The 13,975-nt window shown below is 68.9% G+C and carries 13 protein-coding genes; 4 read left to right on the forward strand and 9 right to left on the reverse strand.

From position 1 onward, the window contains the following. Window positions 1-364 precede the first annotated feature (364 nt). The 5 genes from C5E10_RS15205 to efeU all read right to left on the reverse strand — a co-directional run bounded on the left by C5E10_RS15205 (window position 365) and on the right by efeU (window position 6,414). Complete coding sequence (locus C5E10_RS15205) at window positions 365-1,936, reverse strand: cell wall metabolism sensor histidine kinase WalK (RefSeq protein WP_104332343.1); 1,572 nt, start codon at window positions 1,934-1,936, stop codon at window positions 365-367. Continuing rightward, a complete protein-coding gene (locus C5E10_RS15210; RefSeq protein WP_104240221.1) occupies window positions 1,933-2,682 on the reverse strand; it encodes a response regulator transcription factor in 750 nt (249 codons plus the stop codon). Before C5E10_RS15210 ends, C5E10_RS15205 begins: the two co-directional genes overlap by 4 nt. Window positions 2,683-2,797: 115 nt before the next feature. Then, a complete protein-coding gene (efeB, locus tag C5E10_RS15215) occupies window positions 2,798-4,114 on the reverse strand; it encodes an iron uptake transporter deferrochelatase/peroxidase subunit (RefSeq protein WP_258071165.1) in 1,317 nt (438 codons plus the stop codon). Between the two features lie 124 nt (window positions 4,115-4,238). Next, a complete protein-coding gene (efeO, locus tag C5E10_RS15220) occupies window positions 4,239-5,456 on the reverse strand; it encodes an iron uptake system protein EfeO (protein ID WP_104332345.1) in 1,218 nt (405 codons plus the stop codon). A gap of 49 nt (window positions 5,457-5,505) precedes the next feature. Continuing rightward, complete coding sequence (gene efeU / locus C5E10_RS15225; RefSeq protein WP_104332346.1) at window positions 5,506-6,414, reverse strand: iron uptake transporter permease EfeU; 909 nt, start codon at window positions 6,412-6,414, stop codon at window positions 5,506-5,508. Between the two features lie 267 nt (window positions 6,415-6,681). Between efeU and C5E10_RS15230 the strand changes: the two genes are divergently transcribed. The 3 genes from C5E10_RS15230 (at window position 6,682) to recQ (ending at window position 9,342) form a co-directional block, all read left to right on the forward strand. Then, window positions 6,682-6,984 (forward strand): rhodanese-like domain-containing protein, encoded by a 303-nt coding sequence (locus C5E10_RS15230; RefSeq protein WP_104332347.1) that lies wholly within the window; start codon window positions 6,682-6,684, stop codon window positions 6,982-6,984. 155 nt (window positions 6,985-7,139) lie between these two features. After that, the gene (locus C5E10_RS15235; protein ID WP_104332348.1) at window positions 7,140-7,367 is read left to right on the forward strand and encodes a hypothetical protein; all 228 of its coding nucleotides are present in this window, start codon (window positions 7,140-7,142) and stop codon (window positions 7,365-7,367) included. Between the two features lie 61 nt (window positions 7,368-7,428). Next, on the forward strand, window positions 7,429-9,342 hold the full coding sequence (recQ, locus tag C5E10_RS15240; protein WP_104298271.1) for a DNA helicase RecQ: 1,914 nt from the start codon (window positions 7,429-7,431) through the stop codon (window positions 9,340-9,342). 179 nt (window positions 9,343-9,521) lie between these two features. Here recQ and C5E10_RS15245 read toward each other — a convergent pair whose 3' ends face one another. Next, window positions 9,522-10,022, reverse strand: a complete 501-nt coding sequence (locus tag C5E10_RS15245) for a heme-degrading domain-containing protein (RefSeq protein ID WP_104332349.1) — start codon at window positions 10,020-10,022, stop codon at window positions 9,522-9,524. Window positions 10,023-10,182: 160 nt separating this feature from the next. Between C5E10_RS15245 and C5E10_RS15250 the strand changes: the two genes are divergently transcribed. Further along, a complete protein-coding gene (locus C5E10_RS15250; RefSeq protein ID WP_104332382.1) occupies window positions 10,183-10,584 on the forward strand; it encodes a YccF domain-containing protein in 402 nt (133 codons plus the stop codon). Window positions 10,585-10,679: 95 nt separating this feature from the next. Here the strand turns inward: C5E10_RS15250 and C5E10_RS15255 are convergent, their stop codons facing one another. The 3 genes from C5E10_RS15255 to C5E10_RS15265 all read right to left on the reverse strand — a co-directional run bounded on the left by C5E10_RS15255 (window position 10,680) and on the right by C5E10_RS15265 (window position 13,706). Next, window positions 10,680-11,579, reverse strand: a complete 900-nt coding sequence (locus C5E10_RS15255) for an ATP-binding cassette domain-containing protein (protein WP_104240214.1) — start codon at window positions 11,577-11,579, stop codon at window positions 10,680-10,682. Then, window positions 11,579-12,661, reverse strand: a complete 1,083-nt coding sequence (locus C5E10_RS15260) for an ABC transporter permease (protein ID WP_104332350.1) — start codon at window positions 12,659-12,661, stop codon at window positions 11,579-11,581. Before C5E10_RS15260 ends, C5E10_RS15255 begins: the two co-directional genes overlap by 1 nt. 67 nt (window positions 12,662-12,728) lie before the next feature. Beyond that, window positions 12,729-13,706, reverse strand: coding sequence for a substrate-binding domain-containing protein (locus C5E10_RS15265; protein WP_104298270.1), 978 nt, complete (start codon window positions 13,704-13,706; stop codon window positions 12,729-12,731). Window positions 13,707-13,975: the final 269 nt, after the last annotated feature.

The raw sequence follows: 13,975 nt of genomic DNA on the forward strand, positions 1-13,975 counted from the left end.
CGGCGGAGGGGAGGCGGACGGCGGAGGGGAGGCGGGCGCAGGCGCGGGCCTCCGCCCCAACGCCGCGCGCACCCACCCTGAGCACACCCGACCCGCGTTCGCGCGCATCCGCCGCGCGACCCCACCCAGCCAGCGCGCATCAGCCGCGCATCCCCGCCCCCGGTGGGCCTCCGCACCCGCGCGCATCCACCCCAGGGCGCACCCGCCAGCGAAAAGGTCACTTTCACCGCGTGTTGCCCGCCGCTTTGGGGTGAAAACGACCCATTCGACGGCAGAGGGCGGCGGGCGCGCGGGGCGCGGCGGCGGGACGGCTCAGCCCGAAAGGAGGCTCAGCCTTGCGACGGGCTCAGCCCCGCGAGGTGGCTCAGTCCCGGGACGGCTGAGGCTCGGCGAGCGGCAGGCGCACCGTGAAGCGCGTCTCGCCAGGGCGGCTGTCGACGGAGATCGTGCCGCCGTGCGCATCCACCACGCTCTTCACGATCGAGAGGCCGAGTCCCGTGCCGCGGGTGACCGGGATGGAGCTCGCCTCGGTCTCGCCGCGCGTGCGAGACACGTCGCCTCGCACGAACCGCTCGAAGAGGTGCTCGAGCACGCCGGGATCGATGCCCGGCCCGTCGTCGACGACGCTGAGCACGGCGTTGCTGCCCTCGACGCCGAGCGTCAGGGTGACGTTCGTTCCCGCCGGGGTGTGCGCGTTCGCGTTGGCGAGGAGGTTCGAGACGACTCGGCGCAGCTGCGCGTCGACACCCGTCACCTCGATGGCGACGCCTGGGATGTCGAGGTTCCACCGATGCTTCGGCCACGCGGCGTGCGCGTCGCCGACCGCCTCGAGGGCGATGAGCGACAGGTCGACCGTCCCGTGCTCGACGTCGACCCCCTCATCGAGGCGGGCAAGCAGCAAGAGCTCCTCGACGAGCGCGGTCATGCGGACGGACTCCGAGTCGATCCGCTCGAGCGCGCGAGCAGTGTCCTCCGGCAGGTCTGCGCGGCTGCGGCGCGTGAGCTCGGAATAGCCGCGGATGGACGCGAGGGGGGTGCGCAGCTCGTGGCTCGCATCCGCCACGAACTGCCGCATCTTCGCTTCGCTCGCCTCCCTCGCGGTGAAGGCGCGGGAGATGTGCCCGAGCATCGTGTTGAAGGCCTGGCCCATGCGCCCGACCTCGGTGCGCGGGTCCGCGTCGCGAGGTTCGACCCGCACGTCGAGGGCGGCGTCGCCCGAGGTGAGGGGCAGCTTCGAGATGCTGGTCGCGAGATGCTCGACCCGCTCGAGCGGGGCCATGGATGCGCGGATCCAACGCGACGTGAAGACCGCCGCGAGCCCGATGCCGAGGAGTCCGATGAGGGCGATCATGAGGCTCAGCGTCGTCGTCGTCGCGTTGACGTCGCCGAGTGGGAGCGCGATGACGACGCCGTACCCGGCTGGCCCGTCGCTCGCCTGCGCCCTGACCTCGCCGATTCCGAGGACGGTGACGGTGTGCGCCTGCCCGTCCTGTGGGACGCTCGCGAGCGCCTCTGCGGTTGCCGGGGAGATCAGCACGACTTCGCCGAGACTGTTGAGGGCACCCGCCGAGATGACGGTGTCGTCGTCGATGACCGCGCCGACGGTGCCCTCCGCCTGGCCGGGGAGCTTCAGCACGAACGTCGCGTTCGGGGTGATGGAGAGCGGCCCGCCCGTGTCACCGGGACCGGACGCGCCTTCGCGGCCGCGGTCGCTCGCCGAGGAGAGCTGCTGGTCGAGGCGGTCGACGAGCACGTTGTGCAGCAGCGTCACGCTCACGGCGCCGATGACGGCGGTCACGATGACGAGCGTCGCGACGAGTCCGAGGACGAGTCGCCTTCGGAGGGTCAGCGGCGCACGCTCGCGCTTCCCATCCGTGCCCGACGGTGGGGAGTTCGGGGGGAGAGCTGCAGGGGATGCGCCTCCCGGCGCGCTCATTCCGTGGCCTTGAGCATGTAGCCGACGCCGCGAACCGTGCTGATCATGGGCTCGCGGCCGGCGTCGACCTTCTTGCGCAGGTAGGAGATGTACAGCTCGACGACGGTCTCGCGCCCGCCGAAGTCGTAGCTCCACACGTGGTCGAGGATCTGCGCCTTCGACAGCACTCGGCGGGGGTTGCGCATGAGGAACCGCAGCAGCTCGAACTCGGTGGCCGTGAGCTCGATGAGGTCGTCGCCGCGGCGCACCTCGTAGCTCTCCTCGTCGAGGCTGAGGTCGCCGACGCGCAGCACGGGGTCGTTGGCGCCGCCCTGCGTGAGCATGGAGCGGCGAACGAGGCCGCGCACGCGCGCGATGACCTCCTCCAAGCTGAAGGGCTTCGTGACGTAGTCGTCGCCGCCAGCTGTGAGCCCCGCGAGTCGGTCGGCGAGCGCGTCCTTCGCGGTCAGGAACAGCACGGGCAGCGTCTCGTCGTCGGCGCGGATACGGTGCAGCAGCGAGAGCCCGTCCGTGTCGGGGAGCATGATGTCGAGCACGGCAGCGTGCGGCTTGAACTCGCGGGCGACCTTCACCGCGGATGCCCCGTCCGCGGCGGTGCGCACTTCCCAGCCCTCGTAGCGCAGCGCCATCCTGAGGAGGTCGGTGAGCGAGGGCTCGTCGTCGACGACGAGCACTCGGATGGCGGACCCGTCGGCCGCCTTGAGCATCGGGCCGAGTCGCGAGCTCGACTGATCGGTGGGAGGCATGCCTCTAGTCTCCTCCTCGATCTATGGAGGAGCTATGAGGCGCCTGAGCGCTGGGTATGGGGTCGGCAACGGGCGCGCAACGTTGTGCGCCGCATCCGCTCGCCCACCCATCGAGTCAGCCGAAGAGCGTCTCGCCGACGTACCCGCCTTCGCGAGCGCCGGGGGGAATCGCCCAGATGCCGCTTCCCGTGTGCTTGATGTACTCGTTGAGGAGGTCGGTGCTGAGCGACTGCTGCACGCGGATGAACTGCTCCGGGTCTCGCTGGTAGGACAGGAAGAAGAGGCCGGCGTTGAGGCGTCCGAGCTCGTCGTTGCCGTCGACGAAGTTGTAGCCGCGGCGCAGGAGCCGAGCTCCCGCGTTCTTGCCGGGGTGCGCGAGCGCGACGTGGGAGTTCGCGTCGATCGCCGGCTGCCCGAACGTCGTGCTGCTCTCGACCGCGAAGTCGGGTTCGGCGAACTCCTCGCCGCCGCTGAGCGGCGCCCCGGCGCGCTTGTCGCGGCCGATGATCTGCTCCTGCTCCTCGAGCCGGACCCGGTCCCACGACTCGATCATCATGCGGATGCGCCTCGCCACGAGGTAGGAGCCGCCGGCCAGCCAGTCGGCGCCGTCGCCTGGCGCGACCCAGACGTGCTCCGTCGTGGCGCTCGTCTCTTCCGCCTTAACGTTCGCGGTGCCGTCCTTGAAGCCGAAGAGGTTGCGAGGTGTGGCCTGGCTGGTCGAGGTCGACGAGGTGCGCCCGAAGCCCAGCTGCGACCAGCGCAGGATGACGCGGCCGAAGCCGATGCGCGTGAGGTTCCGGATCGCGTGGACCGCGACCTGGGGGTCGTCGGCACAGGCCTGGATGCAGAGGTCGCCGCCCGAGAGCGCGCTGTCGAGCGCGTCTCCGGAGAAGCGTGGGAGCTGCGTGAGCTTCGCCGGCTGCTTGCTGGCCAGGCCGAAGCGGTCGACCCCGTCGCCGTCGACGAAGAGCGTCGGGCCGAAGCCGAAGGTGATGGTGAGCGCCGAGGGCGGCAGTCCGAGGGCCTCGCCGGTGTCGTCTGGTGGGGCGAGCGGCGACCCGCCGACGGCTCCGGAGGCGGAGACATCGAGGCCCTGCACGAGGCGTGACGACGCGTAGCTCCAGTCCTGCAGCAGCTCCGCGAGGTCCTCCCTCGTCGTTCCTTCGCGGACGTCGAAGGTCGCGAAGTGGATGCGGTCCTGCGCCGGGGTGACGATGCCGGCCTGGTGCTCGCCGTTGAAGGGGTACTGGGTCCCGCTGCCGGCGTGGGAGGTCGCACTGGCACCGGTTGCCGCGGCGATCCCGAAGCCGCCGGCGCCACCTGCGGCGATTCCGGCCGCGCCTGCGCCGAGGAGGCCGAGGAGGCCGCGGCGGGACAGTCCGCGGGCCGGTTCTTCGACGTCGTGATCGTTCGGGGTCTCGCCTGCGCTCACGGGCAGCCCTCCTGGGTCGTTCTGATGAGAGTGGCCAGCTTGCGTGACCATCCGCGGGTGGTCACCGCGTTCGGGGTGACCACAGGCCGATGGTCACGCAAGCCGGCCGGGTGCGCTGAGAACGCTATGCCGGCAGCCCGAGCACGGTGGTCGTGAGCTGCGAGAGCGGCTCGGCGAGCGCGTCGACCTGGGTCGACAGCTCTTTCACCTGTTCGGGAGTGAGGTCGCGGTAGTTGGTGAAGCCGTCCTCGTAGCTGCCGTAGCTCGCGAGCAGGTCGTTGAGCGCGGTGAACTCGGTGCTGATCGAGTCGGCGATCGCGACGCCGTCCTCGCCCTTCGACCGGGCGACGTCCTCGACGATGCCGAACGCCACCTCCGCGCCCTCGACGTTCGCCTTGAAGTCGCTGAGGTCGGTGCCGGACCACCAGTCCTCCTCACCCGAGATCTTGCCGGTCGCGACCTCGTCGAGCAGGCCGATGGCGCCGTTCGTGATGTCCTCGATGGAGATCGAGAACTCGTCGCTGTTCACGAGGTCCGCGAGCTGCTGGATGTCGGCGACGAGCTGGTCCGCGTACTGCGCGCGCTCCGCCGTGGTCGACGGCGCCCAGTCGAGGAACGCGTCGGTGTCGTCGGAGTTCTTGTCGCCGGGCTGCGGCTGCCAGAGGTCCTTCTCGATCCGGTGGAAGCCGGTCCAGTCGAGGCCCTCGGCGACGGCGTCGACCTCGCGGTAGTCGATCTTCGGGTCGAGGTCTCCGAAGGCCTCAGCGGTCGGCTCGATGCGCTCGTATGGCACTCGCGCGGCGGCGAAGAGCTCGCGTGCGGCCTCGTCGTCGCCCGACTTGTAGGCGGTGGTGAACTGCTCCACGAGGGGGACGAGCTCGGCGACCTGGTTGCGCAGGTACGCGGTGTAGCTCGTGACGGCCTCGTCGTAGGCCGCCTGGTCGTCGGCGGCGACCGCGACTGCCTCGCCCGAGACGGAGAAGGCGGTCTGGCCGATGCCTGCCCCGAGCATGCCCGGCTTGCACACGGTGAAGTAGCTGCCCGGCTGTGCGACGACCGAGAGCTGGCGGCTCGTGCCCGGCGCGATGTTCTCGACCTCGCCGACGATGCGGAGTCCGTCGTCGGCGAGCAGGTAGAACTCGGTGACGCGTTCGCCGTCGTTGGTGACCTCGAAGGTGATGGGGCCGCTGGCGGCGGAGGCGCCGGAGACCGTGCAGTCGGTGTCGGTGCTCGAGACGGCGAGCGAGGCGGCGGAGTCGGCCGGCGCGTTCGGCACGCAGCCGGTGAGGGAGACGAGCGTGACGGCGGAGAGCAGTCCGACCGTGAGTGGCTTGAGGTGCATGGTTGTCCTTCTGAAAGCGGATGCTGAAAGCGGATGCTGAGAGCGGAGTTCAGCGTGCGGCGGTCGCCGCGGGCTGAGGCGATGTGGGGGTCGGTTGACGACGGCCGGAGCGCGTGCGGACGACGAAGAGCGCGGCTGTCGGGATCAGGTAGGCGAAGTAGGCGAGGATCTCGAGCTTCGTCATCTCGGGCGTGAAGCCGATGGTGCCCTTGAGGAGCGCCCCGAGGAGCCCGTCAGGCGGGATGACCTCCGGGATGCGGAACGCCCACGCGTTCTCGCCGAACCAGGCCTGCACGGCGGCGGATGCGCCCTCGGGCGCCGCGATGAAGGGGCCTGGCAGGACGGCGGCTTCCTGCAGGTCGTGGATGGCGTAGGCGACGATGCCGGCGGCGAAGACGATGAGGATGGCGCCGGTCCACGTGAAGAACGTCGAGAGGTTGATGCGCACGACGCCGCGGAAGAGCCCCCAGGCGAGGCCGACCGCGAGGAGCAGGCCGACGATGGCGCCGAGGAAGCCGAGCACCCAACCGTCGCCCGAGCGGGTCGTCGACCAGACGAAGAGCGCTGTCTCGAGACCCTCGCGTGCGACGGAGACGAAGGCGACGGCGACGATGCCCCACCCACTGCCCCCGAGGTGCCGGTCGACCTGCCCTTCCAGCTCGTGCTTGAGGGTCTTGGAGACTCGGAGCATCCAGAAGACCATCCAGGTGACCATGGCCACGGCGACGAGCGAGAGACTGCCGCCGATGATCTCCTGCGCTTGGAAGGAGAGCCCGTAGGCGCCGAAGGTGAGGACGGCGCCGAGGATGAGCGACGCGACGACCGCGAAGGCGACGCCGAGCCAGATGCGGCGCACGATGTCGGGACGCTGGATGCGCCTGGCGTAGGCGATGAGGATGCCGACGACAAGCGCCGCTTCGAGGCCTTCGCGGAGTCCGATGAGGAGAGAGCCGAGCATGTTGGGTTCCTGGGCGTGAGGGGGTACGGGCTGGCGGGCGTGAGGGCCAGCCATAGCCCAGGCGTCCATGCGCGGTAGGCCAGGTAAGGCTTACCTTTCGCGAAGATACACCCGTCCTCGGCGAATTGCCAAGTCTCCGATGCCGAGGATCGCGCGCCCGCCACGATCGGGCTGGAACGGGGCGGAAGGTCCCACCGAGACGACTCAAGTACCGTGGGCAGCGGCCCGCGCCCCCGTCGGGCCTCAGCCAGTTCAGGAGGAGCATTCGTGCAGACCATCGACATCACCCAGCTCGCGGCGCTCGGCGAGCAGGCCACGGTCATCGACGTCCGCGAGCCGGACGAATTCTCGGCCGTGCGCATCCCCTGGGCCAGCAACGTGCCGCTCAGCGAACTCGTGGAGCGCGCAGGCGAGGTGCCGGATGACGGCCCGGTCTACCTGATCTGCGCCGCTGGTGTGCGCAGCGAGCGAGCCACTGCCTACCTCGAGCAGCAGGACAAGCCGGTCGTCAACGTGCTCGGCGGCATGTCGGAGTGGGCGGGCGCAGGTCACACGGTCGAGCGCGGCTGACGAGGGCAGCAGGGACCCTCGCCGCCGAGCAGCGAACGGCGACGGGGAGTTCTCCCCATCCTCTCGGGTGTGCCGCGCGACGATTCTCGCTAGCGTGGGGCCACCTCGACTGGGGCGCCACGACACCCCAGGACCACCGGCGATGGGAGTGGAGCGTGAACAGTCCGCGGCTTCCTGCGCGCACCCGCGGCGCCCCGAACCGGCTGGCCTCGCAGCCGAACGCCGAGGCGCAGCGGCAGGCCGAGCAGCAGCACCGGGCGGCGCAGGCCGACCCCTTCGGCCACACGCTGCCGCGGCGGAAGCCAGCCACCCAACCGCCTCCGCTCTTCATCCCGGGCTTCCGGTACTACCCGCCGGCGCCCCGCATCCGCGCCGCGGGCTAGCACCGGGTCATCGCTCGCGGCCGGACACATGGGGCGACCGCGCCTGTGGATGACCGAGCGGATGTCCGAGGTCGCGCCTAGGGTTGCTTGCATGGTCGCAACGCACGAGACAGATGCCCCCGCTCCATCAGGGACCCTGCTCCAGCGTGCGCAGACGGTGCTCAGGGAGGTCTTCGGCTACGACGACTTCCGCGGCGACCAGGCGCAGATCATCGAGCGGCTGTGCGCAGGCGACGATGCCGTCGTGCTCATGCCGACCGGCGGCGGGAAGAGCCTCTGCTACCAGGTGCCCGCGCTGGTCCGCGAGGGTACCGGCGTCGTCATCTCGCCGCTCATCGCGCTCATGCACGACCAGGTCGGGGCACTCGAGCAGCTCGGCGTGCGGGCGGCCTTCCTCAACTCCACGCAGTCCATCGACGAGCGCCGCGACGTCGAGCGTCAGCTGCTGGCGGGCGAGCTCGACCTCATCTACCTGGCGCCGGAACGCCTGCCCGTCGCAGCCGACCTCCTCAGCCGAACGAACATCTCGCTGTTCGCCATCGACGAGGCGCACTGCGTCGCGCAGTGGGGTCACGACTTCCGACCCGACTACCTGAACCTGTCGATGATCGCCGAGCGGTGGCCAGGGGTTCCTCGCATCGCGCTGACGGCGACCGCGACGAGCGAGACGCGGCAGGAGATCGTCGAGCGGCTTGCGCTCGACGACGCGAAGGTGTTCGTCGCGAGCTTCGACCGCCCCAACATCCAGTACCGCGTCTCCCCCAAGCAGACCCCGAAGGCGCAGCTGCTGCGCCTCATCCAGGAGGAGCACGCGGGCGATGCGGGCGTCGTCTACTGCCTGAGCCGCAAGTCGGTCGAGAACATCTCGGAGTGGCTGCGTGGGCAAGGCGTGAATGCCCTCGGCTACCACGCCGGCATGCCCGCCGAGACGCGGGCGAGGCACCAGTCGAAGTTCCTGCGCGAAGACGGGGTCGTCATGGTCGCGACGATCGCGTTCGGCATGGGCATCGACAAGCCCGATGTGCGCTTCGTCGCCCACCTCGACCTGCCGAAGAGCATCGAGGGCTACTACCAGGAGACGGGTCGCGCCGGACGCGACGGGCTCCCCTCGACTGCCTGGCTCGCCTACGGACTCCAGGACGTGGTGCAGCAGCGGCGCATGATCGCCGAGGGTGATGGCGACGCGCAGCGCAAGCGTGCGCAGAGCCAGCACCTCGACGCGATGCTCGCGCTCTGCGAGACGGTCACGTGTCGCCGCGTGCAGCTCCTCGCCTACTTCGGGCAGCTCAGCGAGCCGTGCGGCAACTGCGACACGTGCATCTCACCTCCCGACTCGTGGGACGGCACGATTCCCGCGCAGAAGCTGCTCTCGACGGTGCTGCGGCTCGACAGGGAGCGCAACGGCCAGGCGTTCGGCGCCGGCCAGCTCATCGACATCCTCACAGGGAAGACCACCGACAAGGTCACGCAGTGGAAGCACGACGAGCTCTCCACGTTCGGCATCGGCAAAGACCTGGGCGACACGGAATGGCGCGGGGTCGTGCGCCAGCTGCTCGCGGCGGGCGTGCTCGCGGTGCGCGGCGAGTACGGCGTGCTCGCGCTCACCAGCGAGGCCGCCCCGGTGCTGCGCGGCGAGCGTCAGCTCATGTTCCGCAAGGAGCCCCCGAAGGCGCCCGGCTCGAGCGGGCGACGCTCGCGCGGCGAGTACTCGGGCCGCTCCGGCGGCGGCAGCGCGGCAGCTGCGGCCCTCACCGAGTCGCAGCGCGAAGTGTTCGAGCGGCTGCGTGCCTGGCGGGCGGAGACGGCGAAGGAGCAGGGCGTGCCGGCGTACATCGTGTTCACGGATGCGACGCTCGCGGCCATCGCCGAGGTGAAGCCGCGCCAGCACGCGCAGCTCGCGGCGATCTCGGGCGTCGGCGCGGCGAAGCTGGAGCGCTACGCCGACGACGTGCTCGACGCCATCGCGGAGCAGTAGCGCCGCCGACCTCGAACCGTGTTGGGTTTCAGTGACCGTGATGGGATATAACCCATCACCAGTCACCGAAACCCAGCACGGGCACCCCGAGAACCCATCGGCGTCGCCGGAAGCCATCTTCCTCAGACGTTGAGCGGCGGCACGGACTGCAGGTCAGTCAGCGTCCTGTTGCCTCGCGGCTACGAGAGCACTTGGTGCACGCGCAGCGCTTCGACGACCAGCGCGTGGTCCTCGTGCATCTCGAGGCCGCTCACGCCGACGGCACCGGCGAGCGTTCCCCCGATGCGGATGGGGAAGGCGCCGCCGGCAGCGGCGTACTCGCGCGGGTCGAGCAGCGAGTCGGCGGCGAAGTCCTCGCCGTTCGCCTGATAGGTGTACCGGACCGCGAGGGTCGAGTGGCCGAAGTGCTCGACGACCCGGAACTTGCGGGCGAGCCACGCGTCGTTGAGCACCGCGGAGCCGGGGGTCGCCGCGTGGAACGCCCGCTGCCCGCCCAGGACGATCGAGACGGCGACGCTGTGCCCGCGCACGAGCGACTCGTGACGCAGCCACGTGCCGACCTGCCAGGCATCCTCGAGCGTGAAGCTCGGGAAGTCGAGTTCCCGCTCTTCGGCTCGCAGGAGCTGGAGGATGTCATCGACGGGCAGGCCGACGTACGGCGGAGTGGGGGCGGAGCTCATGGTTCACCTCGGTGTGCGGAATGAGTGGAGTGCTGGGGCACGCCTACGTGCCTGCAAGCGAGCATAGCCCTCGAAACCTCATTTGTCATGACATAAGAACATGAATGAGTTCACCCTCCAGTATGACGCGATACATCGCGAGTTCCGGCAGGCTGTTCGCATGCGCACTCTCCTCAACATCATCTGGCTCCTCCTCTCGGGATTCTGGCTCTTCTGCGGCTACGTCCTCGCGGGCGTGCTGCTGTGCATCCCGATCATCACCATCCCGTGGGCGATCGCCTCGTTCCGCATCGGCCTCTACGCGCTCTGGCCCTTCGGACGCGACGTCGTCTCGCGACCCGACGCCGGCGCGTTCTCGTTCATCGGCAACGTCATCTGGTTCATCCTCGCGGGCTGGTGGCTCGCGATCGGCCACATCGTCTCGGGCATCGCGCTGTGCGTCACCATCATCGGCATCCCGATGGGCATCGCCGACTTCAAGATGATCCCGATCTCCCTCTCGCCCCTCGGCAAGGAGGTCGTCGACCGCGACAACGGCCCGTTCGGCAGCCCGCGGCGCTGACGGGTCTCCCCGAGCGCAAGGAACGGCCGGCACCCCGCTGAGGGTGCCGGCCGTTCCGCGCGCTGATCGCAGCACCTCGCGGTGGATGCGCGCGCCTACTTCACGGGCACATCCGGGATGTCGTCCTCCACTTCGCGGATGACGGCGATGTCCTGCGTGTAGCCGCCGAGCTGTTCGAGCTCGTGGGCGAGCTCTTCGAGTTCGGCGCCGCCGGCCATCTGCGCGGTGAGCTCGTCGAGGGTGATGTCGGCCTTGTCGTAGTAGCCGATCGACTTGCCTCGTTTGAGGAGCAGGAAGCTGTCGCCGACGGGGAACGCGTGGTGCGGGTTGTGGGTGATGAAGATCACGCCGAGCCCGCGGTCGCGGGCCGCGAGGATGTAGCGCAGCACCACGCCGGACTGCTTCACGCCGAGGGCGGCGGTCGGCTCGTCGAGGATGAGCGCCTTCGCGCCGAAGTACACGGCGCGGGCGATTGCGACGCACTGCCGTTCGCCGCCGGAGAGCTGGCCGATGGGCTGGTCGACGTCGCGAAGGTCGATGCCCATGTCGAGCAGCTCCTTCTTCGTGATGGCCTTCATCTGGTCGACGTCGAGGCTCTTGAAGGGGCCGAAGCCCTTCGTGAGCTCGGAGCCGAGGAAGAAGTTGCGCCAGATGGGCATGAGCGGCACGACCGCGAGGTCCTGGTAGACGGCCGCGATGCCGCGCTCGAGGGCCTCGCGTGGCGACTTGAGGTGCACCGACTCGCCCTCGATGAGGAACTCTCCGTCGGTGTGCTCGTGGCGTCCCGCGATGATCTTGATGAGCGTCGACTTGCCGGCGCCGTTGTCGCCGAGCACGCACGTGACGCGTCCCGGGTCGACGTCCATGTCGACGTTCTGCAGGGCGAGGATGTTGCCATACCGCTTGCCCGCATCCCGAAGCGAGATGAGGTGCGTGCCCTGCTCGACGCGGTCGGGTTGCCGCACGTCCGCTGCTGCTGTCTGGTTCGTTGTCATCACTTCTGCTCCGCCCTCTTCTTGACGACGAGGTTCACGATCGTTGCCATCAGCAGCATGAGGCCGAGGAAGAACTTGAACCAGTCCGGGTTCCACTGGGCGTAGACGATGCCCTTGTTGGCCATGCCGAAGATCAGGGCGCCGATGGCACCGCCGATCGCCGAGCCGTAGCCGCCGGTGAGGAGGCAGCCGCCGATGACGGCCGCGATGATGTACAGGAACTCATTGCCGATACCCTCGCCCGACTGGACCACGTTGAAGGCGAAGAGGTTGTGCATGCCCAGGATCCAGGCGCAGAACCCGACGCCCATGAAGAGGCCGATCTTGGTCGCCGTGACGGGCACGCCGACCGCGCGGGCGGCGTTCTCGTCGCCGCCGACGGCGAAGATCCAGTTGCCGATCTTGGTGCGCATCAGGATGAACGTGGCGACGAGCACCAGCGCGATCCAGATGAAGACGGTGACGTTCACGTTGACGCCGAAGACGGGGATCTCGCTGGCGAAGATCGCCTTGGCCGACTCGAAGCCATCCATGTCTGCGATGGCGGGGCTGGAGACGCCGCCGCCGACGAGTCGAGTGATGCCGAGGTTGAGCCCCGTCAGCATGAGGAACGACGCGAGCGTCACGATGAACGACGGCAGCTTCGTCTTGATGAGCAGCCAGCCGTTGATGAAGCCGACGACGAGGGCGAAGACGAGGCCCATGAGCACGCCCACCCACACGTTGGTGGCGAAGTACCAGCTGAAGAGGGATGCGGTGAGCGCCGAGGAGATGACGGCGACGCCGGCGGAGAGGTCGAACTCGCCGCCGATCATGAGAAGGGAGACGCCGACCGCCATGATGCCGATCGTGGAGGCGCCGTAGAGGACGGTCGCGAGGGAGGTGACCTGGGTGAAGACGGGTGCCGCGATCGCGAAGAAGACGAACACGACGATGGCGCCGACGACGGCGCCCATCTCGGGCCGGCCGAGGATGACCGACAGCGGCGAGCGTCTGCCGACACGCTCGTCGGCGCTCGAGGATACGGGGCCGGTGGCGGGCGTTCGGGGCGATGCTGAAGTTGGTGTTGCGGTGTGAACCATGACTGCACTTCCTTGTGAGAGGTCGGGATGGCCGCGGCTCGCAGCCATCCCGACCGTGGCTCGCTGGTTAGCGGATACCCTTCTTGGCCTCTTCGAGGACAACGGCCGCGTTGCTCTCGTCGATGATCGTCGGGCCGGTGAGCACGGGCTTGCCGCCACCGAGGGCGAACTCGCCGTTGTTCTGCAGCCAGAGCGAGTCGACTGCCATGTATCCCTGCAGGTAGGGCTGCTGATCGACGGTGAACGCGACGTCGCCGTCGACGATCGCCTGCGCGAGGTCCGCGTTGAGGTCGAAGGACGCGACCTTGGCGCTGGAGCCGGTCTCGGCGACCGAGTCGATCGCCGTGAGCGTGAACGGAGCGCCGAGTCCGATGACGACGTCGGTGTCCGGCGTCGACTGGAGCTTGGCGGAGATGGTCGACTTGACCTGCGTCATGTCCGTGCCGGTCACGTACAGGATCTCGGTGGCTGGCACCTTCTCCTTGATGCCGGCACAGCGGGCTTCGAGGCCGACGTGGCCCTGCTCCTGGATGATGCAGAGGGGCTTCGTGTAGCCGAGCTCGGTGATCTTGTCGCCAGCGGCCTGGCCTGCAACCACTTCGTCCTGGCCGATGTAGGTGAAGGCACCGAACTCGAAGGCCTCCTTGCTGCCACCGTTGAAGGCGACCACGGGGATACCGGCGTCGACTGCGGCTTTGATGGAGTCTTCGAGCGCGTCGCCCTTGGCGATCGTGACGGCGATGCCGTCGACGCCCTGGTCGATCGCCTGCTGGATGAGCTGGGCCTGGTTCGGGGCCTGCGGGTCGGAGGAATAGAGCAGTTCGACGTTGTCCTTCGCCGCCGCGGTCTCGGCGCCCTTCCGAACGATGTCCCAGAAGGTGTCTCCCGGGGCGGCGTGCGTGATCATCGCGATCTTGATGGAGGGCGTGTCTGCGACGCCCGCGACCGCCGGGTCTTCGGCCGTTCCGGTGTCGCGTCCGCCTGCGGAGGAGCAGGCGGTGAGCGCGAAGACCGGCACCATTGCGAGTGCTGCCAGGCCGAACATGAGACGTTTCTTCTTCACGAAAACTCCTTTGAATGCCGTGATGACGCCAGTTGGACGCTCGACAGGACAGCCGCTGGGGGACGGCGTCTTGAGGAACCCACGTGTGCTCGCTCGGTCATCCTTGTCCGAGAGCAACGAGCACGTCACTGACTTGTCATGACAATAGCTCAACAGGTGTATTAAGCAAATACTTTTTTGTGACGCGTCCATCTCAGCTTCGTCACGACGCGAGAAGGTGGGCGGCAGCGGAGTGACCGCCCACCTGACGA

This window comes from Pseudoclavibacter sp. RFBG4 (assembly GCF_002931515.1).
Lineage (GTDB): Bacteria > Actinomycetota > Actinomycetes > Actinomycetales > Microbacteriaceae > Pseudoclavibacter.

Bases quoted from the DNA above. Each gene is read 5' to 3' on its own strand.
- C5E10_RS15205 (WP_104332343.1), bottom strand. From the start codon at position 1,936: ATGAGCGCGCCGGGAGGCGCATCCCCTGCAGCTCTCCCCCCGAACTCC.
- C5E10_RS15210 (WP_104240221.1), bottom strand. From the start codon at position 2,682: ATGCCTCCCACCGATCAGTCGAGCTCGCGACTCGGCCCGATGCTCAAG.
- efeO (WP_104332345.1), bottom strand. From the start codon at position 5,456: ATGCACCTCAAGCCACTCACGGTCGGACTGCTCTCCGCCGTCACGCTC.
- efeU (WP_104332346.1), bottom strand. From the start codon at position 6,414: ATGCTCGGCTCTCTCCTCATCGGACTCCGCGAAGGCCTCGAAGCGGCG.
- recQ (WP_104298271.1), top strand. From the start codon at position 7,429: ATGTCCGAGGTCGCGCCTAGGGTTGCTTGCATGGTCGCAACGCACGAG.
- C5E10_RS15245 (WP_104332349.1), bottom strand. From the start codon at position 10,022: ATGAGCTCCGCCCCCACTCCGCCGTACGTCGGCCTGCCCGTCGATGAC.
- C5E10_RS15250 (WP_104332382.1), top strand. From the start codon at position 10,183: ATGCGCACTCTCCTCAACATCATCTGGCTCCTCCTCTCGGGATTCTGG.
- C5E10_RS15255 (WP_104240214.1), bottom strand. From the start codon at position 11,579: ATGACAACGAACCAGACAGCAGCAGCGGACGTGCGGCAACCCGACCGC.
- C5E10_RS15260 (WP_104332350.1), bottom strand. From the start codon at position 12,661: ATGGTTCACACCGCAACACCAACTTCAGCATCGCCCCGAACGCCCGCC.
- C5E10_RS15265 (WP_104298270.1), bottom strand. From the start codon at position 13,706: ATGTTCGGCCTGGCAGCACTCGCAATGGTGCCGGTCTTCGCGCTCACC.